We start from the raw sequence: 24,356 nt of genomic DNA on the forward strand, positions 1-24,356 counted from the left end.
AGGAGCGAGCATGTCCGCGCCGGTACCACTGGACGAATACCCCATCCATCAGACCCCGCTGTCACTGGCCCGGGTCGCGAGCAGCGATCGGAACTTCTACGACCGCAGCTACTTCAACGCCCACGACCGCGACGGCGGCACGTTGCTGGTCACGGGTTTCGGCGTGTATCCGAACCTGGGCGTGGTCGACGCGTATGCCGCCGTGCGCCGAGGCGATACGCAACGCGTGGTGCGGTTCTCCGACGCGCTGGCCGAACGCGGGCTGGACCAGCGCGTCGGCGGGTACCGCATCGAGGTGCTGGAGCCGTTGCGGCGGCTCCGGATCGTCTGCGAGCACGACGATCTGGGTTTCGACCTCACCTGGACGGGCGCCTTCCCCGCCGTGCAGGAGCAGCCGCATCTGATCCTCGCGGGCAGTCGGCCGATCATCGACGCGTCGCGTTTCGCGCAGGTCGGTTCGTGGGCGGGGACGCTCCGCGTGGACGGCACGGACATCGCCGTCGACCCGCGGGTGTGGACCGGGACGCGGGACCGCTCGTGGGGCATCCGTCCCGTCGGCGAGGCGGAACCGGCCGGGCGCGCCAATGCCGAAGGGGCGGGCGGGTTCTGGTGGCTGTATGTACCGCTGCGGTTCGACGATTTCGCGATCGTGGTGATCGTGCAGGAGAACCCGGACGGCTTCCGCACGCTCAACGACGCCACCCGGATCTGGCCGGACGGCCGGGTCGAGCAGCTCGGCTGGCCGCGGGTGCACATCGAATACCGTTCCGGCACCAGGATTCCCGTCGCCGCGCGGCTGGAACTGACCGCGCCCGACGGCAAACCGCTCGAGGTGGAGATCACGCCGCACACCTTCATGGCGTTGCACATCGGCTGCGGGTACGGCGGTGATCCGGATTGGGGGCACGGCCAGTGGAAGGGCGCGGGGTGGTCGGCGAGCGCCGCCTACGATCTCACCGATCCGGCCGTCGCCGGGCGCATTCCGTGGGGTGTGATCGATCATGTCGCCCGGGCGCGCTGCAACGGGGCCGAAGGCTGGGGCTTGTTCGAGCACGCGAGCCTGGGCCGCCACGACCCGACCGGCTTCGCCGACTGGACCTCGGTGGCGCCGTAGTCCTAGTGTTCACCGACGTGGCGAAACTGCGGCGGCGGGTGGTCGAGGCGGCGGAGGCGGTGCTGGCCCGGCAGCGGTACGTGTCGGCGATCGACGTGTTCACCGGGGTGGGCTGGGTGCAATCGAGTCACGTGGATCGGTGGCGGCAGGGCCGGGTCGATTCGCTGGAGGAGCTCGCGGCGGTGGACGCGCGACGGCTCGGTGACGCGGTGGACATCCTGCGCGACTGGGCGCGGGACCGGGGCCTGACCGCCAGCGAGACCGCGTACCTGTCGGGCGCCCGGGATCGGCAGCCGCTCCGATTCCTCGCCGAGGGCGACGACACCGCGTTCCGAATGCATTGGCTCTCCGGCGATCTCAGCCCCGCGCGCCGCGAACAGCTGGTGCGGCGGCAGAACAAGGCGCCGGATCTGGTGGTGGTCGAGGCGCAGGAGGTGTGGGCCTGCGTCGAATGCGACGAAACCGGGCCGCACCTGATCATGTCCACCGCCGGTGCACTCTGCCTGACCTGCGCCGACCTCGACCATCTGGAGTTCCTGCCCGCCGGGGACGCGGCGCTGAGCCGGCGGGCGAAGAAGGAGAGCACGCTGGCCGCGGTCGTGATGCGCTTCAACAAGCGCCGCCGCCGGTACGAACGCCAGGGCATCCTCGTCGAGGAGGCCGCGCTCGCCCGCGCGGAGGAGCAGTGCCTCGCCGACGAGGACCTGCGCGAACGACGCCGCGAACGCGACCGAATCCGGCGCGCCGCCCAGGACGTGGAATTCCAAGCCCGGATGGCAGCGGGAATCCTGCGCCTGTTCCCCCGCTGCCCCGCCACCCGCGCCCAGGAGATCGCCGCCCACGCCGCGGTCCGCGGCAGCGGCCGCGTGGGCCGCAGCGCGGCCGCCCAAATCCTCGACCCCGAGGCCATCACCCTCGCCGTCATTGCCTCCATCCGCCACCGCGACACCGACTACGACCGCCTACTGATGGACGGCGTCCCCCGCATGGACGCCCGCACCACAATCCGCCCGGCCCTCGACAGCGTCCTGGAGTCCTGGCGAGGCTGAGGCCGGGGCCAGCAGGCTCAGCGGGCCACCGCGACCGTAACGCCGCGTACCACCCGTTTCGGGACAAGCAGCACTCCGTCCACGGCGGCACACAAGGCCGCGGCTTCGGCCACACTGGGAGTCCCGACAGCCGACGCCGTGCGAGACAACGGATTCGGCACCTCGACCGCCGCCAACCGCTCCGCGGAAAAGGCTACGATGCCCACCCCGAGTTTCCCCGCCGCAGCTATCAGCCCCGCCTCCCCACCCCGCCGCTCAACCGTCGCCAAACACCAAACCGCACCGTCCCCCACCACTTCCCGCACGGCCGCAAGAATTACCGCAGCATCGGTATCCGGACGAAAACCGATCCCGACCACCAGTTCATTCCCCGGCACGAGAGCACCGTCCGGACACGAAAAACATGCGGCACAAGCCAATACGGCGGCCGACCGCCCCGCCTCCGACATGCCGTGGCACGGAGTCCCGCCAGCGCGGAACCCATTCGGCTGCGGCCGATCGCGCGGGTGGCGGCGACGTGCGATGGAGAGTTCGGGCAGGTCGGTGCGTATTCGGTTGCCGCTGGGCGGGCAGGGTCACGTGTGGATGTGGGCGGACTCGGCCGTCGTCGGGAGGGTGGTTCATGCGTCGGCGCGGTGGGTGGCGTGGGTGGCGGCTGTGGTGACGAAACGGGTTGTGGCTTCGGGGTTTCCGGCGGGGTGGGTGTGGAGGTAGGAGGCGTGGACTCGGTGGGTGAGGGTGCCCTCGCGGATGGTGGCGCCGGTGGGTGCGCGCCAAGCCCATGCGGGGGTGGCCGTGTCGGCGGTGGTGAGGTGGGTGCGGTGGAATTCGTGGCCGCGGACGCGAATACCGGCGGGCCACAGCGGCGAATCGGCAAGGGCCACAGCATCGCGGTAGCCGAGGGTGAGGCGGGAGCCGAATTCCGCTGTGGCGTCTACTACTCCGGCCATCCGGTGACCGTCGAGCGAACGCGTCAAATACAGCAGCCCGGCGCATTCGGCGTGGATCGGCATCCCGCGCCGCGCCTCCGCGGCGACCGCGGTCAGCAGCGGTTCGTTGGCGGCCAGCGCGGCGGCATGCTCCTCCGGGAACCCACCTGGCAGCACCAGTCCGGCTGTGCCGGTGGGCAATTCATCACGCAAAGGATCGAACACCACTACCGTCGCCCCTGCGGCCTCCAGCAACTCGCGGTGCTCCGCGTACCCGAAGGTGAACGCCACGCCCCCCGCCAACGCAATGACCGGCGACCGAGAAGCACTGCTCGCCACCACGCCCCCCACTTGCTCGGGCTCGCCCGCGATCGCGGGAGCGGGTGACGCGCCCACACCAGGTGAGGGGATCACGCCGTCGACCGCGGAACGGACCTCGTCGGCCGGGTTCCATGCGGGGGCGGACGCATGCATTGCGGCCAGTCGTGCCAGTGCGGCCAGTGCGGCCAGATCTACGTGTGCGGCGACGAGTTCGGTCATTGCGTCGACCGCGGTTCGGGCGGCGGAGCCGTGTTCGACGGCGGGGATCAGGCCCAGATGCCGTGAGGGGACCGACAATTCGGCCATGCGAGGCAGTGCGCCCAGTACCGGCAGGCCGACCCGGTCGCAGGCCGCGCGCAGGACCTCCTCGTGCCGTTCGCTGCCGACGCGGTTGAGAATGACTCCGCCGAGCCGGATCCCGCTGTCGAAGGTCGCGAATCCGTGCAGTAGCGCCGCGAGGCTCTGACTGTGTCCGCGCGCGTCGACCACCAGCACCACCGGGGCTCCGAGCAGCGCCGCCACCTGCGCGGTCGATCCTTCCGCGACGGCCGCCGCATGGTTGTCATCGATGCGTCCGTCGAACAGCCCCATCACCCCCTCGACCACGGCGAGGTCGCAGCCGCGGGCACCGTGCTGGTACAGGGGCACCACGCGGTCCACGCCGACCAGCACCGGATCCAAATTCCGCCCCGGCCGCCCCGCGGCGAGTCCGTGATAACCGGGATCGATGTAGTCCGGCCCCACCTTGAACGGCGCCACCCGATGCCCCACGCGCCGCAGCGCACCGATCAAACCCGTTGCGAGAGTGGTCTTTCCGCTCCCCGAGGCGGGCGCGGCGATCACCACAGCCGGAGTGCTCACCGAATCCCCCGACGCCCGGACGGTCCCGGTCTCACCACTCGATGCCCCGCTGACCCTTGCGCCCCGCATCCATCGGATGCTTGACCTTGCTCATCTCGGTCACCAGGTCCGCCGCCTCGATCAGCGCGGGCGGGGCATCGCGGCCGGTGATCACCACGTGCTGGTTGCCGGGCCGGGCGCGCAGGGTCTCGACGACCTCGTCCACGTCGACCCAGCCCCACTTCAACGGATAGGTGAATTCGTCGAGCACGTAGAACCGATGCTGCTCGGCGGCGAGGCGCCGGGAGATCTCCTGCCAGCCCGCCAGCGCCGCGGCGGCGTGGTCCTCCTCGGTGCCCGCCTTACGCACCCACGACCAGCCCTCGCCCATCTTGTGCCATTCGACCGCCCCGCCGGTCCCGGTCTCCGCGTGCAGGCGGCCGAGCGTACGGAACGCCGCCTCCTCCCCCACCTTCCATTTGGCGCTCTTGACGAACTGGAACACCGCGACGTCGAAGCCCTGGTTCCAGGCTCGCAGCGCCATGCCGAACGCCGCGGTCGACTTGCCTTTGCCCGGCCCGGTGTGCACCGCGAGGACCGGCTGATTGCGCCGCTGCCGGGTGGTCAGTCCGTCGTCGGGAATCGTCTCCGGAACACCCTTGGGCATCAATTCGCTCCTTCTCGCACCTGCACTGCCGCTCCACGGTGCCATATCGCGACCGCCGCGGTTGCGCTGACCCGCCCGTACCCTGGATGGCATGCCGGATCTGCCGCCACCCGTCGATGCCCTGCTGGAGCTTGTCGCGGGCCGCCGCACGGCCGTGCTGACCGGCGCCGGGATCTCCACCGACAGTGGTATTCCCGACTACCGCGGTCCGGGCTCGCCGCCACGCACCCCGATGACCTATCAGCAGTTCGTCGGCGATCCGGTGTTCCGGCAGCGCTATTGGGCCCGCAACCACGTCGGCTGGCGGCGCATGGACGCCGCGCGGCCGAACCCCGGGCACCGCGCCCTCGCGCGGCTGGAACGCGCGGGCATCGTGACGGGCGTGATCACCCAGAACGTCGACCTGCTACACACCAAGGCCGGGAGCCGCCGGGTGCTGGACCTGCACGGCACCTACGCGCGGGTGCGCTGCCTGCGCTGCGACGCCCTGATCTCCCGCATGACACTGGCCGACCGGCTCGAGGACGCGAACCCGGGCTTCGCCGAGGACGCCACTCTCGACGGTCTCGAGGTGGCGCCCGACGCCGACGCCGTGGTCATCGACACCGGCAGCTTCCGGATGGTCGACTGCGCCCACTGCGGCGGGATGCTGAAGCCCGACATCGTCTACTTCGGGGAGAACGTGCCCAAGGACCGGGTGGCGGCCGCGTTCGAGGTGGTGGACCGGGCCGAGGTGCTGTTGGTCGCCGGGTCTTCGCTGACGGTGATGTCGGGGCTGCGGTTCGTCCGGCACGCCGCGAAGACGGGGCGGACGGTGGTCATCCTCAATCGCGGTCGCACCCGGGGCGACGACCTCGCCACGCTCACGGTCGACGCGAGTTGCTCCGACGTGCTGTCCGCATTGGCCGAGCGCAGCGCCTCTGTCGCGGCCTGAATCGGCGTGGGCTGCGGACGGTATCTGCTGGACCTCGGGACCATCAGGCCGAGCGGTACTCCTGCCACTGCCGTACCGCGGTTTGCACGGCCTCCTCGTCCTCCGCGGCGTGCGCCCCGGACGCGCCCGCGGCGCCGATGATCAAGTCGCCGTCGACAATCAGAACACCGCCGGCGTACGGGACATAGTCCCCGTTGTAGAGATGCTGGATGCTGTCGGCGATCGGGCCGGGCAGCTGGAGCCGACCGGACGGTTGCAACGTATGAAGCGCCGTGCGCGCCTTGGCCACGGCGATCCGGCTGGTCATGGGCATACCGCCATCGGCCCGGCGCAGGACGATCACCTCTCCGGTCACGTCGACCACCGCCACCGCAAGCGGCGGGAACCCGCGTTCGGCGCCGACCGCCAACGCGGCTTGGACCACCAGATCCGCCTCGGAGAGCGAGAGGCCGGGGAGGCGGGGGCTGCCAGACATGATCACGAATTATCGACGGCGGTGGAAGCCGTCAACGTAGATGAAGGCCTGCCCACGGCCGCCCGGCCGCAAAACGCGCTGATCATCCTGTCGGCTGACATCGCCCGCGCGGAAGACTACGGGCTCTGCCGCCGAATGCTGTTCCGGCCTTGGGTGGCATCGGATATTGAAAGCTCGGACGGGTGCGACCCGGGGGCGCCCGGTCTAAGCGGACACAGATCGATGCGAGAGCGCGAAATTCGACCACGTGAGCGCGAATTGTGTCCGCGCAGGCCGGATCAGGCCGCGCTGGAAGACCTCGCCGCCTGCACCGCACCGGCCACCGAGTCACCGGTGAGTTCGGCCAGCCGCAGATAGGTCGCGCGCAGCTCGCGCGCCAGCTCCGCGGCGAGGCCGAGCCGGATCATGCCCCGTTCACAGTCGACCACCACTCCCGCCACACCGTCACCGGCGAGTCGGCGGGCGGCGGCGCGGGCGCGGGGCAGCGGGTCGACGCCGCCGGTGGCGCGGCCGTCGGTGAGCAGCACCAGCAGCGCGCGGCGGCGCGGATCACGCACTCGCTCGCGCTGCACGATCTCGCGCGCCTTCAGAAGTCCTTGCGCCAGTGGGGTTTTCCCGCCGGTACGGAGGCCGGACAGGCGCCGCACCGCGATATCGACCGAGGAGGTCGGCGGGAGCACCAGTTCGGCCTCGGCGCCGCGCATGGTGATCACGGCGACCTTGTCGCGGCGCTGATAGGCGTCGCGCAGCAGCGCCACCACCGCGCCGGTCACCGCGGACAGGCGGTCGCGGGCCGCCATCGAGCCGGAGGCGTCCACCACGAACACCACCAGATTGCCTTCCCGCCCTTCGCGATACGCGCCGCGCAGATCCGCCGGTTCGAGAGCCAGCGGTCCGGCGACGCGGCCGCGCGCGTTCTGGTGCGGCGCGGCGGCGAAGACGGTGCCCAGCAAGTGCAGTCCCGCCGACGGGTCGGCCGTGGAGCGCACCACCCGTCCGTGCCGGGTGTGGGCACGGGAGCGACGGCCGGGAGCGCCCTCGCCGATTCCGGGAATTTCCCAACGAGGCGGGCGCGCACCGGCATTCACCGGCGTACCCGCATTGCCCGCGCGAGACTGCCCGCGCCCCGAGCCTGGGCCACCATCCGGATTGTCAGGCCCACCGTCCGGACCATCAGGTCCGTCATCCGGGCCATCGGGCCCACTGTCCGGATCACCGGGTCCGTTGTCCGGGTCGCCCGGTCCGTTGTGCGGGTCGCCGGGGCGGCTGTCCGGATCGCCGGGACCGTTATCGGAATCGCGGAGACCGCCGCTCGGGTCGTCGGGGTCGCCCTTCGGCCCTCGGTCACCCGGTTCGTCGGTGCGGTCCTGCGGCCCCCGCGAACCATCACTCGGCTCACCGGGATCACCGTTCGCCCCACCCGATCCATCACTGGGCACGCCGTCCGAATCGGCACCGCCATCCTGGGACGCACCCGATTCGCCTGTGCCGCCGCCGTTTTCGGGCTCAGCGCGGGCAACCTCCTCGTCGGCCTGCCGCATGGCCTCGTCCAGTTGCTCCTCACTGATGCCCGGCTCGTCGAACGGATCACGCCGACGACGATGCGGCAGCGCCAGTTCCGCCGCGACACGCACATCCTCGGCCGTCACCCGGTCCCCGCCCCGCCACGCGGCGTGCGCGGTCGCGGTACGGGCCACCACCAGATCCGCGCGCATACCGTCGACGTCGAAGGAGGCACACAGCGCGGCGATCCGGCGCAGTTCCACATTGTCGAGGGCCACTGCCCCGAGTCGACGGCGCGCGGCCCGAATGCGCTGGGCCACCTCACGATCGGCCTCGGCGTAGCGAGTCGCGAAGGCCGCCGGGTCGGCCTCGTAGTCCAGCCGCCGGCGCACCACCGCCATGCGCACATCGACGTCGCGGGAGGCGGCCACATCGACGGTCAAGCCGAAGCGGTCCAGCAGCTGCGGGCGCAGCTCCCCCTCCTCCGGATTCATGGTGCCGACCAGCACGAACCGCGCCGGATGCGAATGCGACACCCCGTCGCGTTCGATGTGCACCCGGCCCATGGCCGCGGCGTCGAGCAGCACGTCCACCAGATGGTCGTGCAGCAGGTTCACCTCGTCGACGTAGAGCACGCCGTGGTGCGCGGCGGCCAGCAGCCCGGGCCGGAACGCCTGTTCGCCGTCGCGCAGCACGCGCTGCAGATCCAGCGAGCCGACCACCCGGTCCTCGGTGGCCCCGACCGGCAGCTCCACCAGCCGCGCGGGCCGCTCACCACGCTCGTCCACGACCGGCGGCAGCAACTCCGCGAGCGCCCGCACCACCGTCGACTTCGCGGTGCCCTTCTCCCCACGCACCAACACACCGCCGATACCCGGATGCACCGCACACAAGATCAGCCCCAACTGCAGCCGCTCCTGCCCCACCACAGCCGAGAACGGGAACCCGGCCTCCCCCTCACGCGCCGACGCGCCATCGGAATGCGGACCCACAGTGGTTCGGGATTCGGACACGGCCCCAACTCTAGGCCCGCCACCCACCCCCGATCCCAACCCCCTCCTGTGAACCCCCACACGCACACAACTCTTCGCAACCACACGCCACCGGCCCGGCAGCAACCCCGTACCAGCGATGAAACCAGCACACCGCCCGGCCTCAGCAGATGGACAACCTCCGACAGCCGTAACCACCGATGTCCACCACTCACGGCCCCGGGTGTGGAACCGGCTCGGTCCCTGGGTGAACAGACACAGCAGACCCATACCGAGGGGCACTATGCGAGCGAGCCACGCAAGCGGGATCCGATCACGCTGGGGCGATACGGAACCAGTCCACGCGGACGGGACCCGACCACGCTGCGCCGGAGTGGAAACAGGCCGCACAGACAGAACCCGACATACCGAGAGCGGTGCGGAACCAGCCCACACGGATGGAACCAACCACACCGGCCCGGTGCGCCATCGGCCCCGCCCACCGCGTCCTGATCCCCTTTCCGCGCTGATCGGCGCCATCATCCTGCTGACCGCCGACGTCGGCGCCCGCACTCTCATCACCAACGCCGACCTAAGCCCGCCGCACGGACGGAGACCCAACCACGCCGGACCGGAGTGAAAACAGGCCGCACGGACAGAACCCGACCACACCGAGCGGTGCGGAACCAGGCCACACGGATGGAACCGACCACACTGGCCCGGTGCGGATGCCCGCCGCACGGATGGGACCCAACCACGCCGGGAACGGTGCGGAACCGGGACACGCGGACGGGACCCCATCACACTGGACCGGTGCGGAAACGGCCGTACGGATCAGACCCGATTACCCTGGGGCGGTGCGTGATCTGGCGAGTGGGTTCGGGTATCTGTTGCGCGGGCAGCGGTGGGTGGGGGCGCATCGGCGGGCGCTCGGGTTGGGGTTGATTCCTGGGTTGATCTCGCTGGTGCTGTACGTGGTGGCGCTGGTGGCGCTGGTGGTCTTCGCGGGGGATATCGTCGATTGGGCGACGCCGTTCGCCGACTCCTGGGCGTCGCCGTGGCCGGGGCTGCTGCGAGGCTTTCTCGCGGTGTTGCTGGTGGCGCTCGGGCTGCTGCTATCGGTGGTCACCTTCACCGCGGTGACGCTGGTGATCGGCCAGCCGTTCTACGAGGCGCTGTCCGAGCAGGTGGACCGGTCACAGTCGCCCGACGGCACCGCGCCGGAATCGGGGCTGCCGTTCCTGCGCGAACTGTGGATCTCGGTACGCGACGGGCTACGGATCGTGGCGCGCGCGGCCTGCTGGGGCGTACTCCTGTTCGCCGCGGGATTCCTGCCGGTGGTCGGCCAGACCGTGGTGCCCGTGCTGGGAGTCTGCGTCACCGGTTGGTTCCTCGCCCAGGAATTGACCTCGGTGGCCCTCGCCCGGCGCGGCGTCGAACTCCGCGATCAACTGAACCTGCTGCGCACCCGCCGAATGCTGGTGTGGGGCTTCGGCATTCCCCTGGCCGCGGCCTTCCTCATCCCGTTCGTAGCGGTATTCCTCATGCCCGGCGCGGTCGCGGGCGCCACCCTGCTCGTACGCGACCTGCGCCAAGAGGAGACGGCCGGGAACGGCACGGAACACCCGGCGCGGCAAAGGTTCTGAGGCGACGGGCACTCAGGCCCCCAGCGCTTCCGACACCTCGTCCGGGTCCACGGCGTCGACCAGTTCGTCCCAGTGCTCGGCCGCCCACACGCAGATCGCCTCCAGCGGTTCGAGCATGCTGTAGCCGAGGGCGGTCAGCTCGTAGGTGACCTGGCGGCCCACCGCGGTCCGAGCCACCAGACCGAGCCGCTCGAGGGTCCGCAGGGACTGCGTCATGACCTTGGGCGTGATGCGCGCCAATGGAATTCGGAAGCTCGGAGTACCGGCGGGGCCCGTCGGCGAGACAGGCCACGACCAGTGCGCCCCACTTGTCCCCGATGCGAACGGGCGACAAGACCGACGGGCACAGTTCGTCGAACATCTGCGGATGGAGCGGTCGCATCGTCCCAGCTTAGCGAGACATGAGGTATCCGGGCGGTAACCATGGTCCCCGCTACCGTCCCAGCCATGGCGAAAATCATCGTTTTCGGAGCAGGCGGCCGCGCGGGCCGCACCATCGCGGCGGAGGCACAGTCCCGCGGCCACGCGGTGACACGAGTGGTACACGACCCGTCCAAGCACGCGGACCTCGACGCGACGACCGGCGACGTCACCGACGCCGACCGGGTCGCGGAGCTGGCCGCGGGCCACGACGTCGCGGTGCACGCCGCGGCGACTCTCGACGTCCCGGCGGGCGAGTTCTTCCCGGCCGCCGTCCGTGCCCTGCTCACCGGGCTCACCACCGCGGGCGTCCCGCGGCTCGTCGCGATCGGCCTGGCCACCAACGTGCCCAACGCCGACGGCGTGCTGCTGCGCGACTCCATCGAATTTCCCCCCGAGCACCTCCCTTTCATCCTCGGGCACAGCGCCGGAACCGACGCCCTGCGCTCGGCGGACACCACGATCGACTGGACGGTTGTGGCCCCGTCCGGCGACTTCGACCACACCGGCGAGCCGGTGGGCCGCTACCGATTCGCCCCGGCCGAATTCGAGCTGCGCATCACCTACCCGGACTTCGCCCGCGCGGTGGTCGACGAGATCGAACGACCGGCCCACTCCCGCGCCTTCTTCGCCGTCGCCGCGGACTGAGCACACCCCTCGAAAGAGAAGTCCCGCAGCCGATCTCGGCTGCGGGACTTCGGCGTATCAGCCGCGTCGCATCGGCACGTGCGGAATGCCGTCCTCGATGTACTCCTCGCCATCGGGCTTGAACCCGTGCTTGGTGTACATGTCGACCAGGTAGGTCTGCGCGTTCAAACGCACGGTGGCCGAACCGGTTTCGGCCAGCGCGGCCTGCAGCAGCCGGGTGGTGTAGCCGTGTCCGCGAGCCGGCGGAGTGGTGCACAGCCGACCGATCCGGAACGATTTCACGCCGTCCTTGTGCTCCTCGAGCAACCGCAGGGTGCTGATGATCTCACCCTCGTCGTCGAGCCAGAGGTGCCGCGTCTCCGGCAGCAGGTCGAGACCGTCCAGCTCCGGGTACGCGCACTTCTGTTCGACCACGAAGACCGCGACGCGAAGCTGCAACAGCTTGTAGAGGGTCGCGGTGTCGAGATCCGCGGCCCACGACCGTTTGAGAGCAACCGTTGACATCATCGCGTCTTGCTATCACATAGATCAGTTCTGCGCGACCCCAGCAGGCGTCGGCGTGTTGCCGCCGACCGGCTCGGGCCGTTCGAGGTGCAGCGCCTTGGTCGACCAGTCCCACACCTCGCTGTACAGGCCCTGGTTCTCCGACAGCTTGATACCCAGCGAAGGAACCATCTCCTTCAGCTTCGGCGTCCACTGCTCGTACTCGCCGGGGAAACACCGCTGGAGCACGTCCAGCATGGCGCTGACGCAGGTGGACGCGCCCGGCGACGCCCCGAGCAGCCCGGCGACCGACCCGTCGGCCGCGGCGATCACGGCGGTGCCCAGCTCGAGCACGCCGCCGATACCCTTGCGGCGGATGATCTGCACGCGCTGCCCGGCGGTGATCAGCTCCCAGTCGTGGCCGTCGGCGCGCGGGATGAACTCCTCCATGGTGTTCACCTTGCCCGCCGGGGACTTGAGCAGCTCGCTGACCAGGTACTTGACCAGCCCCAGCTCGGTGACGCCGACGCCGAGCATGGGCGTGACATTGCCCGCGCGCACCGACTTGAACAGGTCGGTGAGCTTGCCGTCCTTGAGGAACTTCGGCGTCCAGCCGGCGTAGGGCCCGAACAGCAGCCCGGCGTTGCCGCGGATGACGCGAGTATCCAAGTGCGGCACCGACATCGGCGGCGCGCCCACCGCGGCCTTGCCGTACACCTTGGCGTTGTGCTGGTCGATCAGCGCGGGGTTGGTGCAGCGCAGGAACTGACCGCTGACGGGGAACCCCGCGAAGCCCTTGATCTCCGAGATGCCCGACTTCTGCAGCAGCGGCAGCGCGTACCCGCCCGCGCCGACGAAGACGAATTTCGCGTTCACCGTGCGGTTTCCGCCGGTGCGGGTGTTGCGGACCCGGACGTTCCAGCTGCCGTCGGACTGCTTGTCCAGATTGCGCACCTGGCTGCCGAACGCGATCTCGACGCCGCTCCCGCCGAGGTACGCCAGCAGCTGCTTGGTCAGCGAACCGAAGTCGATGTCGGTGCCGCGGTCGCTCCAGTTCAGCGCGATCGGGTCGGAGTAGTCGCGGCCCTTGGCCATCAGCGGCAGCCGCCGCGCGAACTCGTCGGGCGTATCAATGTACTCCATGCCCTCGAACAGCGGGTGCCGTGCCAGCGCCTCGTACCGCTTGCGCAGGTAGTCGACGTTGTCGGCGCCGTGCACGAAGCTGACGTGCGCGATCGGGTTGATGAACTCCGACGGTTCACCCAGCACGCCGGTCTCCACCGCGTGCGCCCAGAACTGCCGCGACACCTGGAACCGCTCGTTGATGTCCACGGCCTTGGACACGTCGACCGAACCGTCGGGCAGCTGCGGGCTGTAGTTCAGCTCGCACAGCGCCGAATGGCCGGTGCCCGCGTTGTTCCACGGGTCACTGCTCTCCGGTGCGGCGGCATCCGTCCGCTCGAACATGGTGATCGACCAATCGGGCTGCAACTGACGTAGCAGCGCCCCGAGGGTGGCACTCATGATGCCGGCACCGATGAGGACTACATCGGTCTTTTCAGTCATCGCAGCGTTCGGCACGGGTAGATCGACTTCCTTGTCCTGCCAGCGGGTCAGCAACTTCAGCGGGAAGGTTACCCGCCGTTCACTTCAACCTGATTCTGCCCCTCACCATGCCCGTTCCAGAATACGTCGACACGGGATGTGACGGACTTCCCTCTGTCCGCCCTCGATGAGCGGGTCGAATATCGTGGAGCTGTGACGAACGAAACGCCCGTGGCAGCCACCCGTGCCGAGGCCTGGCAACCCGATGTGCTGGGCGAGGAATACGAGCAACTGACCATTCCGCTGGGCGCCGACCCGGACGGCGAGGGCACCGTCGAGGCCACGCTGGTGCGCTACGCCGCCGGCGCCCGCGACACCGCCACCGGGACCGTGCTGTACGTGCACGGCTTCACCGACTACTTCTTCCAGAAGCACCTGGCCGAGCACATGGCCGCGCAGGGCTACCGCTTCTACGCGCTGGATCTGCGCAAGTGCGGGCGATCCCGGCGGCCGGGGCAGACCGCGCACTACGTCAGCGACCTGTCGTTCTACGACGCCGAGCTGAACGAGGCGCTGCGCATCGTGCGCGCCGAGACGGGGCTGCCGGTGCTGCTGATGGCGCACTCCACGGGCGGCCTGGTGCTGCCGCTGTGGCTGGACCGGCTCGAGCACTCGAAAGGCGTTGCCGCGCAGGGCGTCACCGGTCTGGTGCTGAACAGCCCGTGGTTCGATCTGCAAGGCCCCGCGTACTACCGGACGATCGGCACGGCGGTGATCAAGGGCCTCGGCCGGGTGCGGGCCATGGCGCGGATGCCCGGCGCCGAGCTGAGTACCTACGGCGACAGCCTGCACCACAGCGTGTCCGGCGAGTGGGATTACGACCTGGACTGGAAGCCGCTGACCGGCTTTCCCGTGCACTTCGGCTGGCTGCGCGCGATCCGGCAGGGGCACGCGCGGCTGCAGCGCGGGCTCGACGTCGGAGTGCCGGCGCTGGTGCTGCGGTCCAAGGTGACGAAGTTCATGCGCGAGTACGGCCCGGCGGCCGATGTCGCCGACACCGTCCTCGACGTGCGCCAGATCCAGCGCTGGTCCGGCTGCCTGGGCGTGCGGACGAATGTGGTGCCGATCGAGGGCGCACGCCACGACGTGTTCCTGTCCTCGGAGTCGGTGCGGGCGACCGCGTTCGAGGAGCTGGATTCCTGGCTGACGTGGCTGGCCGAGTTCACCGCGAAGGGCGACTGAGCCTCACCACAGGCCGCTGCGCAGCACGATCTCCGTCGCCAGTTCCTGATCGGCCTCGGTAGCGACGTGCGCGACGTCCACCTGGGTGACGCGGAACTCGCCGAAGACGAAGCGACCGCTGGCATCGGCGGCCGAGCGCGGCAGGTCCTTGGTGGCGATCACCGTGGTCGGCAGCTCCACGGCCGGGCAGGCGGCATCCGCGGCGCCCCCGGCGACCGGTACGGCGGGATGCGCTCGACCGGCGGCGACCAGCCCGATGAAGCGGCCGAAGCCACGGGCGCTCAGTTGCCACGCGAGGTCGGCGCCCGCCCCGGCGCCGACCAGGTTGGTCCACGGGACCCCTAAATCGTCGAGGATGGCGTAGACCCCGGTCTGGTCCAGGTCGTCGAGCGATTCCACCGCAATCGTGCGCAGGTCGGAGGTGTGCAGGCGGGTGCACACCCGGTCGTAGACATCGACCGGGTCACCCGCGTCGGGCAGCAGCAGTACGGTGTGCCGTGATTGCGGTCCACCGACTCGCACGGTCCACGCGCGGTCCCCGACCGCGATCCGCCGAGTTTCCATGCCGACTCACGCTACACGTCGTCGCGGCTCCCGACCGCGTGTTGCTGACCACCCTTCGGCCCATCTAGCGTGCCCGCTGGTCGACGCGCCGTGCGGGCGGCGGCGCGCTGTGGCGTTCGGTTCAGCTGCTGACGGTGAGGGTCGGCAGTCCGGGCGGCGCGCCGGTGGTGAGCAGCCGTTCGAGGTGATCGAGGTCGAGGTGTTTCTCGACCAGGTCGGCCAGTAGGTCCAGTTGCGACATGCGCACGTCGGCCACCGAGACATCCTGTGCGACAACAAAACCGGCTCGTCCGGCACGGTCGGCGACCGTGCGCAGCCAGGCGCGGCGGAACTCGTCGGATTCGAGCAGGCCGTGCAGATGGGTGCCCCAGACCGCCCCGCGCGCGCTGCCCTCGGGGCTGCCGTCGGCGAGTTCCAGCCACGCGGGATCGCCGGTGTGGCGGACCCGGCCGTGGTGAATCTCATAGCCCTGCACCGGGATCCGGCCCGGCGCGGACGCGTGACCGGTGGTGCGGCTCAACACCTTCGGGTCGGCGAATTCGATCTCGAGGTCCAGCAGGCCGAGGCCGGGCACCTCGCCCGCCCCGGATTCCACGTCGTCGAGGATGCGGCGGCCGAGCATCTGGTAGCCGCCGCAGATGCCCAGGATCGGGCCGCCCGATCGCGCGCGTGCCGCGAGCGCGTCGGCGATTCCGGTGCGGCGCAACCATTCCAGGTCGCTCACCGTGGATTTGCTGCCGGGCAGCACCACCAGGTCGGCGTCGGCCAGGCGGGCGGGATCGCCGACCCAGCGCACCGCGACACCCGGCTCGCACGCCAGGGCCTCGATGTCGGTGGAGTTGGAGATGCGCGGGAAACGGATCGCGGCGACGGTGAGCCAGTCGTCCCCTATCGGCGGATTCGACCTCCCGACCGGGGCGTCGGCGACGGTGCCGAGCGAGTCCTCGGCGTCGATCCAGAGTTCTTCGGCGTAGGGCAGTACGCCGAGGGTGGGACGGCCGGTGAGCGCGGCCAGCTGGTCGATGCCCGGCCGCAGCAGGTCGACATCGCCGCGGAACTTGTTCACGATGAAGCCCGAGATCAATTGCTGGTCTTCGGGTTCCAGGATCGCGACGGTGCCGAACAGATGCGCCAGCACGCCCCCGCGGTCGATGTCGCCCACCAGGAGCACCGGCAGGTTCGCCGCCCGCGCCAGCCCCATATTGGCCAGATCGGTTGCGCGCAGGTTGATCTCGGCGGGCGACCCGGCGCCTTCGCAGATCACCACATCGAATTCGGCACGCAGCGAAGCCAATTCGTCGGCCACGATGCCGCCGAGGCGCTGCCGGTGCCGGAAGTAGTCCGCGGCGCCCACGGTATCGACCGCCTTACCCCGCACGACCAGTTGCGACCGCCGATCGCTGCCCGGCTTCAACAGCACCGGATTGAACCGCACGCTGGGCTCCAGCCCGCACGCTCGCGCCTGTAGCGCCTGCGCCCGGCCGATTTCCCCGCCGTCCAGGGTCACCACCGAGTTGTTCGACATGTTCTGCGCCTTGAACGGCGCCACCCGAACGCCCCGCCGCGCCAGCATCCGGCAGATCCCCGCCACCACAACGCTTTTCCCGGCATCCGAGGTCGTGCCCGCGATCAGCAGCGCCCCGTTCACCGTCACGGAAGGGTGAGTATCTCGGCGCCTTCGTCCGTCACCACCAGGGTGTGCTCGAACTGGGCGGTCCACTTGCGGTCCTTGGTGACCACGGTCCAGCCGTCGTTCCAGATCTCGTAGTCGATGCCGCCGAGGTTGATCATCGGCTCGATGGTGAAGGTCATGCCCGGCTCGATGACCGATTCGATGGCCGGCTGGTCGTAGTGCAGGATGACCAGGCCGCTGTGGAAGGTGGGGCCGACGCCGTGGCCGGTGAAGTCGCGCACCACGCCGTAGCCGAAGCGGTTGGCGTAGGACTCGATGACCCGGCCGATCACGTTCAGCGCCCGGCCCGGCCGCACCGCCTTGATGGCCCGCATGGTGGCCTCGCGGGTGCGTTCGACCAGCAGCCGCGCCTCCTCGTCCACGTCGCCGGCCAGGAAGGTGGCGTTGGTGTCGCCGTGCACGCCGTCGATGTAGGCCGTGACGTCGATGTTGACGATGTCGCCGTCCTCGATCACGGTCGAATCCGGGATGCCGTGGCAGATCACCTCGTTCAGCGAAGTGCAGCACGATTTGGGGAAGCCCTTGTAGCCCAGGGTCGAGGGGTAGGCGCCGTGGTCGCACAGGTATTCGTGCACGATGCGGTCCAGCTCGTCGGTGGTGACGCCCGGCGCGACCGCCTTACCGGACTCCTCCAGCGCCTGCGCGGCCAGCTTCCCGGCCAGTCGCATCTTCTCGATCGTCTCCGGTGTCTGCACCCAGGGCTCGCGGCCCTCGTTGACGGACTTCTTCCACGCGTACTCCGGGCGCTCGATCGAGCGCGGGACCTCACGGATCGGCGACTGGGTTCCGGGGACGAGTGGCTGGCGAGTACGGACAGACATGCGGTCCAGAGTATCCGTCCCGGCCGCGGATGTCGGGGCCGCTAGCCTTCCGGGTACCGGTTCGGGACGGACGGAACGGGCGACGAGACGGCAGTGGGGTTGATGGTTGTGAGACGGATCCGCTGGTCCGGTCCGCTGCCCGCGGCCGCGCGGGCCGAGGGACGCGCCCGGCGGGCCGTCGGCGTCGCGGCCGGGGTCGGCACCGTGCTGTGGGTGGTCACCCATCGGTCCACCATCGCCGAGCAGGCCGATCTGGTGAGGTCGTGGTGGACGCCGACGGTGGTGGCGCTGCTGACCGTGTCCGGGACCGCCGTGGTCGCCGCGGCCGTGGTGCTGCGCGGGCGCGCGACCGGAATCGCCGCGGCGGCGATGGCCGTGGCCGTGACGGCGAGTATCGCGGCGCTGTTTCCGGCGGGCCGGTACGGCTGCTTCGGCCCGACCGGAACCTGGCTGCCCCCGCTGGTCGCCACGGCGGCGGTGGCGGGAGTGCTTGCCTGGCCGCGTGGTTGGCCGGTCAACCTGGCCGTATCCGGCATGATCGCGGTCGCCGCCGATTTCTACGTGTCGGGCGGCCAGAGCATTCACAGCGTGGCCGAGAGCCTGACGCGAACCTGGGTGATGCAGAGTTTCTTCGCCTGTGTGGCGGCGGGAATCGTCCGGGCGGCGGCACAGCTCGACGCGGCGACGACGGCCGCGGTGCGTCGGGCCGCGGTCGCGGCGGCCGCCGAGGCGACCGACCGGGAGCGCTCCCGATTCGCCGGCCTCATCCACGACAACGTGCTGGCCACCCTCCTCGACGCCGCCCGCGGCACCGACCCGGCCGCCCTGCACCGGTCGGCGCACCGGACCCTGCGCCAACTCGACGACAGCACCCACCACCTCGACGACGACCAGATCCCCGCACCCACCGCCGCCGAAACCTGGTGCGCCACAATCGCCGAAACCGGCCCGGGCATCACCGCCGACACCCGCATCGAGGAACAGGCCCGCGCCCGACCACTACCGCGCGAAGTAGTCACCGCCATAAACGCCGCCCTCGGCGAGGCAGCCCGAAACAGCCTGCGGCACGGGGCGGTTGGGCGGGACTCTGTTCGACGCACGGTGCGCGTCGATATCGATGCACGCGGGGTGAATGTTCGGGTTGATGATGATGGGGTCGGGTTCGATCCGCGGCGGGTGCCTGCCGACCGGCTCGGTATTCGGCAGAGCATTGTCGAGCGGATGCGGCGGCTTCCGGGTGGGGATGCTGTGGTCGAATCGCATCCCGGCAGGGGGACCACCGTCGTGTTGCGGTGGGCGCGTGCCGAACCGGCCGACGCGCATCCGCCGACGCTGCTCAGCCTGCGCGGCGCGACGGGTATCGCGCTGCTCGTCGCGGTCGAGCTGGCCGTGGTGATGCTGATGGTCGGGTATCTGACCGGTGGCGCCGGGCCGGCCGCCGCGGTCGCGAGTTACGGCCTGGTCGGCGTGGCCGGTGCGGCGGTGCTGATCCCGCGCCGCGATCCGCTGCCGTGGCCGAGCACCGCGTTGATCGTCGCGACCGGTCCGCTCGCCGTGCTGGCGACCCGGGTGGTCGTGCCGGATCACCCGGTGCATCACGGGTCCTGGATCCTCATGGCCTACTCGTATGTCTTGGCGCTGTTGGGGATTCGCGGGCGCGTCGGTGCTGCTTGGGCCGGACTCGGGGCGGCGGCCGTGGCGTTCGCGGCCGCGGGTGCGGGGTGGTCGGCGGCGATCGACGGGTCGGCCGTGACGGCGGGCACGGTCTCGGCCGTCACCGGATTCGCCCTGTACATGCGCCCGACCTTGCGGTCGTTCCACCAAGCCCGCGCCGAGGTCGCTCGCAACGCCGGGGCCGAGGCGCGCACCGCCGCGCACGACGGGGAACGCCGCCGTCAGCTCGCCTATCTGGATCGGACCGCCCGGCCCATGCTGGAGCTGCTCGCCGCGGGACGGCCCCTCGATGACGCCGAACAACAGGAGTGTGCGTTGCTCGAGGCACAACTGCGAGATCGCCTGCGAGCGCCCGGTTTCGCCACGTCGGCCATGGCCCGGGCCGCCCGCCGGGCGCGGCAGCGAGGCGTCACGGTCACCCTGCTCGACGACGGCGGGCTGGCCTCGGCGACCGACGCGGCGCGCGCGCATGTCCTCGCCACCGCGGTCGCGGCCCTCGAGGAGACGTCCGCGGGCCGCATCACCGTGCGTGCGTTGCCGCCCGGCCGACCGTTGCTCGCCACCATCGTCGTCACCTCCGAACCGCCGCGCCGAATCGAGATCGCACCCGACGGATCCGTCGTTCCCACACCGGAAACCAGCGCCCTCGCCTGATCCTCGGCCATCGCCCGCATCAAGACGACCGCATGTCCGAACAACGACGAGCCGTTCGCCTTCGACGTCGACGAGGCCCCGTACGAACACCTCACTTCGGTCACCGAGGAACTGCTGGGTCGCGAGCTGCCGCCGGTGGTGCGGCGCTGGGCCGGCGTCTACAGCCAGAGCATCGATCCGAACGCCATCGTCACGCGTGCCCGCGCCGCCGAGAACGTCTGGGTTATCACCGGCCCGGGCGGCCGCGGCATGACGCTCGGCCCCGCGCTCGGCGAGGAAACCGCCGACCTCCTGAACCTGTGAAGGGAAAACCGTTGTCCGACAGCGATATCGGCCTGGCCCTCAGGCGGAACGGTTCCGGGAATCGTCGCGGGCGTGCCGCGCCGGTCGGGCAATGACGTTTGCTGCCAATGCATTCGGGGCGAGTCACTGCTCGGGCAACCGGCGGCGGCCACCGGCCACGTCGATCACGAGATCAGTGTAACCGTCCACCAGTTCTGCCAGGTGGTACCAGTGTTTATGGGTGTTATCGCTGCGCGCGCCCTCGCGGTCGATCACCTGGTTGGCGTCGACCCAGCTCTGCGCCATCCGATCGACCACCGCGCCGAGACTCTCGGTGTGCAGGGAGGCGCCGTTGCGATGCTGCGGCACTTGCTGATCCACCCAGTCGTTGATGTCGTCCACGAGTTCGCCACGCCGGCAGTCGATCTCCGCGACCATGAGCGGATCACGCACTTGCACACGGCGACTGTGCAGCTCCGCCAGGGCGCGCGCGGTGCGCAGCAGGACCCGGTCCTGGAACCGGCGTCCTTGGAAAGCACACAGCAATTGCGGTGCGGTGGGCAGCACCTCGGCTATCGACAGTGTCATCGCCGCACCCCGAACACACCCGAATGCACTGTTAATCGCACAAACATGATTGATCTCCGGGTTTCGCTATACCGGTCTTCGATCGGTGGTCACATCTAGGCTAGCTGGGATCATGCTCTTACATATGCAAGAACGCAAGATTGCGTCTGCACTGCCCAACAGGCTGCGCGCAGTCCTCCGGAAGGAACATACGTACCGGTCGGGACGACTGTCCCGAGACACCCGTTGCTACAGGCGATCGCGCAGCTTGGCCAGGAGTTCGGCAGCGCCCGAACCGGGTTCGCCGAACTTCACCGTCAGCTTCTGAGGATTGCCTTCCAGTTCGAGAACGGCCTCACCGCGCAGCACGAACTGCTTCCCCGAGCTGTCGGCGTCGATGGACTTGATGCCGATCGCCTTGACGTCCGCGGTGCGGCGATACCAGCTGAAGAAGATGGACGGCCGACGCGGGCCGACACTGTTCTCGCGGTTCCCCGTCCAATTCGGCTCGTTGTAAGCGGCCGTCACGTAGATCAGTCCGGCAGGCACCAGCCACAGCCCGAACCACGCGGTTTCCCGGCCTTCGGACGTGTACCAGACGTGGCTCGCCTCGATCTCGTTCCCGCCTGCCAGCGCGGCGAGCGCGTACACGACATCGGATGGCGCCGTACTGGCATAAGGCCCACCAGATTTCGTGAGGTCGACGAACCGCCGATACTCGTCCCTGTTGAGTCTCACGTCCGCGAACTTACTGCCAGAACGCGCCCGACAGGTCGGGGATCGGTCGTCGCCCTGGAGAATTGTCCAATATTTCACATTGGGTGGGCAGCACCTCCCCGCACAAGACGCCGATGGTCATACGGTCTTCACGATCCCGCCGTCGATCACAAGTTCCGAGCCGCTCATGTTCGCTACCCGGCCCGAGGCCAGGAACACGACGAGCGCGGCGATTTCCTGCGGCGTTGTAAAACGTCCGGTCGAGAGTCCCACCGCCGCCGGAAGTTCGGCAGCCAGATCCGCGCGCGCGATGCCCAACCGCTCGGCCAGCACGTCACCCGGCCCACCCGGCGAGGTCCACACGTCGGTCCATACCGGGCCCGGAGAGATCGTGTTCACGCGCACCCCACGGCCACCGAACTCCTCGGCGAGTGATTTGCCGAGGTTGGACAGCGCGGCCTTGGCCGCGGACTGGGCGACCAGACGTGGCTGCGCCAGTTTCGCATTGACCGAACCGATATTGACGACGCTGCCGCGACGATCCAGCAGACTCGGCAGCGCGGCGCGCGTAGCACGCACGGCCGACATCACGGTCAGATTGAACGTATGGAACCACGCGTCGTCATCGAGCAGATCGAAACCACCGGCGGGCTTCGACGTCCCTGCGACATTGTTGACCAGCAGATCGATCCCGCCGTGCCGGTCGAGCGCATGCCGGACGAGACGAGCGGGCCCGTCCGGTGTGGCGAGATCGATCGCCACGACATCGGATCCCGTGTCCCGGAGCGCATCGGTCACCGTGCGGCTCCCGGCGACCACCGTGAACCGCTCCTCGGTCAGTGCCTGTGCGATAGCGAGGCCGATCCCCCGGCCCGCCCCGGTCACCACAGCGACACGTGTTCCGCCTGCCATCGGCTGATTCCTCTCGTTCACTCCTGCGCTTCCGGTGAGCATGCATGTTGAACTACGGTTCAAGTCAATGGGTGAGCTATCGATCTCGGAACTTCGGGCGCGGACCGGTCTGGCGTCGTCCGCGCTGCGGTTCTACGAACGAAAAGGACTGCTCCGCGCTACCGGCCGGGTCGGCGGGAAACGGTTCTACGACGAGAGTGCTGTCGAACAGGTCGCCTTCATCGACGTGCTGAAACTGGCGGGTTTCACGCTCTCCGAAATCGCCGAGTTCATCGACGCGACCGGACGAACCACGCCCGACTGGCGGGCGCTCGCGGCAGCGAAACTGAGCGAACTCGACCGGCGCATCCAGCGCATTCAGCAGGCACAGCAGGCGCTCCGGCACGCCCTGGGCTGCCGGCACGAGAATCTCGACGATTGCCCGACACACCACCGGATGCTCCGGGCGCACGCTGCGGCGTTGGCAAGCGCCGCCTTGTCGGAAACGCGCTGTAAGCCATAGTGATTCGACGTCGGTAGTCGCCGCGCGACCCTTCCCCTCGCATCCGGCACGGCCGCGACCGCGCCTCGGTTCGTCTTCTGCCGCCAGGCTCCAGCCGGCCATCCGCCGCCGCGAGTTTGCTGATCCGCATCGCAAGCGCACCGGGCAACCGACAGCTAACGGTCCGCGATCCGCTGTCGACCCGCGTCGAATCTTGTACTGTCACAGGACAGATCAGATAACGACCCCGTTCGTGCCTCCCGCGCGGCGGCACGGTTCCGGGATCTCGACGAGGAGCCGACCCACATGCCGACAGGGCACAACACCGAGATCCGCACCGACATACCGCATTCCGCCCGGATCTGGAACTACTGGATGGGCGGTAAGGACAATTACGACATCGATCGCGAGGTCGGCGACGCCAGCCTGCAGATCGATCCCGACATCGGCACCATGGCGACCGAGAGCCGGCGTTTCCTCATCCGCGCGGTCACCCACCTGGCGCAGGACGTCGGCATCCGGCAGTTCCTCGACATCGGTACCGGGCTGCCCACCATGCAGAACACCCACCAGGTCGCCCAGAGCATCGTCCCGGATGCCCGAATCGTCTACGTGGACAACGACCCACTGGTTCTCACTCACGCGCGGGCATTGCTGACAAGCACGACCCACGAGGGCGTCACCACCTACATCGAGTCCGACTTCCACGAGCCGGAGCAGATCGTCGCCGACGCCAAGAACATCCTGAACTTCACCCAGCCGATCGGCGTGATGTTCATGGGCGTGCTCGGGCACGCCCGCACCTACGACGACCTGCTGCGCATCGTCCACACCGTGCTGGACTCGGTACCTTCCGGCAGTCACCTGGTGTACTGGGACGGCACGGTGGACAGCCCCACCTATGTGGCGATGTGTGAGGAATACGCGAAATCCGGTGGCGCGCCGTACTATCCGCGCACCCAGGAGCAACTGCGCGCGGTCTTCGAGGGCTACGAACTGCTCGAGCCGGGCTTCGGGAAGATCACCCACTGGCGTCGGCCCGAGCACGAACTGGCCGGTCTGCGCGATATCGCCGCCTACGGCGGGGTGGCGCGCAAGCCCTGACCTCGCCCGACAACCCGGCGGGGCCGGCTTCGGCCGCCTTCGAGGACGCGGCGAATCACCCGGCCGTCTCGGACCCCGCCGGGCCGCTGACCTAGCATCG

24 protein-coding genes and 1 pseudogene are annotated in these 24,356 nt (G+C 69.6%); 11 read left to right on the plus strand and 14 right to left on the minus strand.

The window, feature by feature from the left end; translation table 11 throughout:
- The first annotated feature begins 10 nt into the window (after positions 1 to 10).
- Together ACFMRZ_RS11600 and ACFMRZ_RS11605 are read left to right on the plus strand one after the other, a co-directional pair.
- Positions 11 to 1,114: a hypothetical protein gene (locus tag ACFMRZ_RS11600; protein WP_400179153.1), complete on the plus strand. Its 1,104-nt coding sequence runs from the start codon at positions 11 to 13 to the stop codon at positions 1,112 to 1,114.
- Positions 1,115 to 1,131: 17 nt separating this feature from the next.
- Positions 1,132 to 2,163 (plus strand): DUF2293 domain-containing protein, encoded by a 1,032-nt coding sequence (locus tag ACFMRZ_RS11605; protein WP_400179154.1) that lies wholly within the window; start codon positions 1,132 to 1,134, stop codon positions 2,161 to 2,163.
- A 17-nt stretch (positions 2,164 to 2,180) separates the two neighbouring features.
- Here ACFMRZ_RS11605 and ACFMRZ_RS11610 read toward each other — a convergent pair whose 3' ends face one another.
- From ACFMRZ_RS11610 to cobO, 3 genes are all read right to left on the minus strand, one after another.
- Positions 2,181 to 2,540: a cobalamin biosynthesis protein gene (locus tag ACFMRZ_RS11610; RefSeq protein ID WP_400179155.1), complete on the minus strand. Its 360-nt coding sequence runs from the start codon at positions 2,538 to 2,540 to the stop codon at positions 2,181 to 2,183.
- A gap of 243 nt (positions 2,541 to 2,783) precedes the next feature.
- Positions 2,784 to 4,274 carry a cobyrinate a,c-diamide synthase gene (locus tag ACFMRZ_RS11615; protein ID WP_400179156.1) on the minus strand — a complete coding sequence of 497 codons (1,491 nt, stop codon included), beginning with the start codon at positions 4,272 to 4,274 and terminating at the stop codon, positions 2,784 to 2,786.
- Between the two features lie 31 nt (positions 4,275 to 4,305).
- Positions 4,306 to 4,920, minus strand: a complete 615-nt coding sequence (cobO, locus tag ACFMRZ_RS11620) for a cob(I)yrinic acid a,c-diamide adenosyltransferase (protein ID WP_400179157.1) — start codon at positions 4,918 to 4,920, stop codon at positions 4,306 to 4,308.
- Positions 4,921 to 5,011: 91 nt separating this feature from the next.
- Between cobO and ACFMRZ_RS11625 the strand changes: the two genes are divergently transcribed.
- Positions 5,012 to 5,854, plus strand: coding sequence for an NAD-dependent protein deacetylase (locus ACFMRZ_RS11625; RefSeq protein ID WP_400179158.1), 843 nt, complete (start codon positions 5,012 to 5,014; stop codon positions 5,852 to 5,854).
- A gap of 43 nt (positions 5,855 to 5,897) precedes the next feature.
- Here the strand turns inward: ACFMRZ_RS11625 and ACFMRZ_RS11630 are convergent, their stop codons facing one another.
- Both ACFMRZ_RS11630 and ACFMRZ_RS11635 read right to left on the minus strand, forming a co-directional pair.
- On the minus strand, positions 5,898 to 6,329 hold the full coding sequence (locus ACFMRZ_RS11630) for a heme-binding protein (RefSeq protein ID WP_400179159.1): 432 nt from the start codon (positions 6,327 to 6,329) through the stop codon (positions 5,898 to 5,900).
- 278 nt (positions 6,330 to 6,607) lie between these two features.
- Positions 6,608 to 8,824 (minus strand): VWA domain-containing protein, encoded by a 2,217-nt coding sequence (locus ACFMRZ_RS11635; protein ID WP_400182835.1) that lies wholly within the window; start codon positions 8,822 to 8,824, stop codon positions 6,608 to 6,610.
- A 460-nt stretch (positions 8,825 to 9,284) separates the two neighbouring features.
- Between ACFMRZ_RS11635 and ACFMRZ_RS11640 the strand changes: the two genes are divergently transcribed.
- Positions 9,285 to 9,443: a hypothetical protein gene (locus tag ACFMRZ_RS11640; protein ID WP_400179160.1), complete on the plus strand. Its 159-nt coding sequence runs from the start codon at positions 9,285 to 9,287 to the stop codon at positions 9,441 to 9,443.
- 217 nt (positions 9,444 to 9,660) lie between these two features.
- On the plus strand, positions 9,661 to 10,449 hold the full coding sequence (locus ACFMRZ_RS11645) for an EI24 domain-containing protein (protein WP_400179161.1): 789 nt from the start codon (positions 9,661 to 9,663) through the stop codon (positions 10,447 to 10,449).
- Positions 10,450 to 10,461: 12 nt separating this feature from the next.
- Here the strand turns inward: ACFMRZ_RS11645 and ACFMRZ_RS11650 are convergent, their stop codons facing one another.
- On the minus strand, positions 10,462 to 10,665 hold the full coding sequence (locus ACFMRZ_RS11650) for a winged helix-turn-helix transcriptional regulator (protein WP_400179162.1): 204 nt from the start codon (positions 10,663 to 10,665) through the stop codon (positions 10,462 to 10,464).
- A 231-nt stretch (positions 10,666 to 10,896) separates the two neighbouring features.
- Here ACFMRZ_RS11650 and ACFMRZ_RS11655 point away from each other — a divergent pair, with 231 nt between their 5' ends.
- Positions 10,897 to 11,517: an NAD(P)-dependent oxidoreductase gene (locus ACFMRZ_RS11655; protein WP_400179163.1), complete on the plus strand. Its 621-nt coding sequence runs from the start codon at positions 10,897 to 10,899 to the stop codon at positions 11,515 to 11,517.
- A 57-nt stretch (positions 11,518 to 11,574) separates the two neighbouring features.
- Here the strand turns inward: ACFMRZ_RS11655 and ACFMRZ_RS11660 are convergent, their stop codons facing one another.
- Positions 11,575 to 12,024, minus strand: coding sequence for a GNAT family N-acetyltransferase (locus ACFMRZ_RS11660; protein WP_280275366.1), 450 nt, complete (start codon positions 12,022 to 12,024; stop codon positions 11,575 to 11,577).
- Positions 12,025 to 12,045: 21 nt separating this feature from the next.
- Positions 12,046 to 13,566, minus strand: a complete 1,521-nt coding sequence (mqo, locus tag ACFMRZ_RS11665) for a malate dehydrogenase (quinone) (protein WP_400179164.1) — start codon at positions 13,564 to 13,566, stop codon at positions 12,046 to 12,048.
- 192 nt (positions 13,567 to 13,758) lie between these two features.
- Between mqo and ACFMRZ_RS11670 the strand changes: the two genes are divergently transcribed.
- The gene (locus ACFMRZ_RS11670; protein ID WP_400179165.1) at positions 13,759 to 14,787 is read left to right on the plus strand and encodes an alpha/beta hydrolase; all 1,029 of its coding nucleotides are present in this window, start codon (positions 13,759 to 13,761) and stop codon (positions 14,785 to 14,787) included.
- Between the two features lie 3 nt (positions 14,788 to 14,790).
- Here ACFMRZ_RS11670 and ACFMRZ_RS11675 read toward each other — a convergent pair whose 3' ends face one another.
- From ACFMRZ_RS11675 to map, 3 genes are all read right to left on the minus strand, one after another.
- Positions 14,791 to 15,351, minus strand: a complete 561-nt coding sequence (locus ACFMRZ_RS11675) for an alpha/beta hydrolase (protein ID WP_400179166.1) — start codon at positions 15,349 to 15,351, stop codon at positions 14,791 to 14,793.
- A gap of 121 nt (positions 15,352 to 15,472) precedes the next feature.
- The gene (locus ACFMRZ_RS11680) at positions 15,473 to 16,999 is read right to left on the minus strand and encodes a cobyric acid synthase (RefSeq protein ID WP_400182836.1); all 1,527 of its coding nucleotides are present in this window, start codon (positions 16,997 to 16,999) and stop codon (positions 15,473 to 15,475) included.
- Between the two features lie 2 nt (positions 17,000 to 17,001).
- Positions 17,002 to 17,865 (minus strand): type I methionyl aminopeptidase, encoded by an 864-nt coding sequence (gene map / locus ACFMRZ_RS11685; protein ID WP_280275370.1) that lies wholly within the window; start codon positions 17,863 to 17,865, stop codon positions 17,002 to 17,004.
- Between the two features lie 108 nt (positions 17,866 to 17,973).
- Between map and ACFMRZ_RS11690 the strand changes: the two genes are divergently transcribed.
- Together ACFMRZ_RS11690 and ACFMRZ_RS11695 are read left to right on the plus strand one after the other, a co-directional pair.
- Positions 17,974 to 20,193, plus strand: a complete 2,220-nt coding sequence (locus ACFMRZ_RS11690; protein WP_400179167.1) for a sensor histidine kinase — start codon at positions 17,974 to 17,976, stop codon at positions 20,191 to 20,193.
- A 48-nt stretch (positions 20,194 to 20,241) separates the two neighbouring features.
- Positions 20,242 to 20,496, plus strand: a pseudogene (locus ACFMRZ_RS11695) (FAD-dependent oxidoreductase); the annotation flags it as partial.
- 123 nt (positions 20,497 to 20,619) lie between these two features.
- Here ACFMRZ_RS11695 and ACFMRZ_RS11700 read toward each other — a convergent pair.
- The 3 genes from ACFMRZ_RS11700 to ACFMRZ_RS11710 form a co-directional block, all read right to left on the minus strand.
- On the minus strand, positions 20,620 to 20,979 hold the full coding sequence (locus tag ACFMRZ_RS11700; protein WP_280275378.1) for a DUF4254 domain-containing protein: 360 nt from the start codon (positions 20,977 to 20,979) through the stop codon (positions 20,620 to 20,622).
- A 312-nt stretch (positions 20,980 to 21,291) separates the two neighbouring features.
- A complete protein-coding gene (locus tag ACFMRZ_RS11705) occupies positions 21,292 to 21,780 on the minus strand; it encodes a hypothetical protein (RefSeq protein ID WP_280275373.1) in 489 nt (162 codons plus the stop codon).
- 117 nt (positions 21,781 to 21,897) lie between these two features.
- Positions 21,898 to 22,671 (minus strand): SDR family NAD(P)-dependent oxidoreductase, encoded by a 774-nt coding sequence (locus ACFMRZ_RS11710; RefSeq protein ID WP_400179168.1) that lies wholly within the window; start codon positions 22,669 to 22,671, stop codon positions 21,898 to 21,900.
- A gap of 67 nt (positions 22,672 to 22,738) precedes the next feature.
- Here ACFMRZ_RS11710 and ACFMRZ_RS11715 point away from each other — a divergent pair, with 67 nt between their 5' ends.
- Positions 22,739 to 23,173 carry a MerR family DNA-binding protein gene (locus ACFMRZ_RS11715; protein WP_400179169.1) on the plus strand — a complete coding sequence of 145 codons (435 nt, stop codon included), beginning with the start codon at positions 22,739 to 22,741 and terminating at the stop codon, positions 23,171 to 23,173.
- A gap of 285 nt (positions 23,174 to 23,458) precedes the next feature.
- Positions 23,459 to 24,256: an SAM-dependent methyltransferase gene (locus tag ACFMRZ_RS11720; protein ID WP_280273145.1), complete on the plus strand. Its 798-nt coding sequence runs from the start codon at positions 23,459 to 23,461 to the stop codon at positions 24,254 to 24,256.
- Positions 24,257 to 24,356: the final 100 nt, after the last annotated feature.

It is taken from the genome of Nocardia sp. N2S4-5, from assembly GCF_044628355.1.
In the GTDB taxonomy this organism is placed as follows: Bacteria; Actinomycetota; Actinomycetes; order Mycobacteriales; family Mycobacteriaceae; genus Nocardia; species Nocardia wallacei_B.

Coding starts and splice junctions, on each gene's coding strand:
- ACFMRZ_RS11625 (WP_400179158.1), top strand. CDS start 5,012: ATGCCGGATCTGCCGCCACCCGTCGATGCCCTGCTGGAGCTTGTCGCG.
- ACFMRZ_RS11650 (WP_400179162.1), bottom strand. CDS start 10,665: ATGACGCAGTCCCTGCGGACCCTCGAGCGGCTCGGTCTGGTGGCTCGG.
- ACFMRZ_RS11660 (WP_280275366.1), bottom strand. CDS start 12,024: ATGATGTCAACGGTTGCTCTCAAACGGTCGTGGGCCGCGGATCTCGAC.
- ACFMRZ_RS11675 (WP_400179166.1), bottom strand. CDS start 15,351: ATGGAAACTCGGCGGATCGCGGTCGGGGACCGCGCGTGGACCGTGCGA.
- ACFMRZ_RS11600 (WP_400179153.1), top strand. CDS start 11: ATGTCCGCGCCGGTACCACTGGACGAATACCCCATCCATCAGACCCCG.
- ACFMRZ_RS11720 (WP_280273145.1), top strand. CDS start 23,459: ATGCCGACAGGGCACAACACCGAGATCCGCACCGACATACCGCATTCC.
- cobO (WP_400179157.1), bottom strand. CDS start 4,920: ATGCCCAAGGGTGTTCCGGAGACGATTCCCGACGACGGACTGACCACC.
- ACFMRZ_RS11710 (WP_400179168.1), bottom strand. CDS start 22,671: ATGGCAGGCGGAACACGTGTCGCTGTGGTGACCGGGGCGGGCCGGGGG.
- map (WP_280275370.1), bottom strand. CDS start 17,865: ATGTCTGTCCGTACTCGCCAGCCACTCGTCCCCGGAACCCAGTCGCCG.
- ACFMRZ_RS11715 (WP_400179169.1), top strand. CDS start 22,739: ATGGGTGAGCTATCGATCTCGGAACTTCGGGCGCGGACCGGTCTGGCG.
- mqo (WP_400179164.1), bottom strand. CDS start 13,566: ATGACTGAAAAGACCGATGTAGTCCTCATCGGTGCCGGCATCATGAGT.
- ACFMRZ_RS11655 (WP_400179163.1), top strand. CDS start 10,897: ATGGCGAAAATCATCGTTTTCGGAGCAGGCGGCCGCGCGGGCCGCACC.
- ACFMRZ_RS11630 (WP_400179159.1), bottom strand. CDS start 6,329: ATGTCTGGCAGCCCCCGCCTCCCCGGCCTCTCGCTCTCCGAGGCGGAT.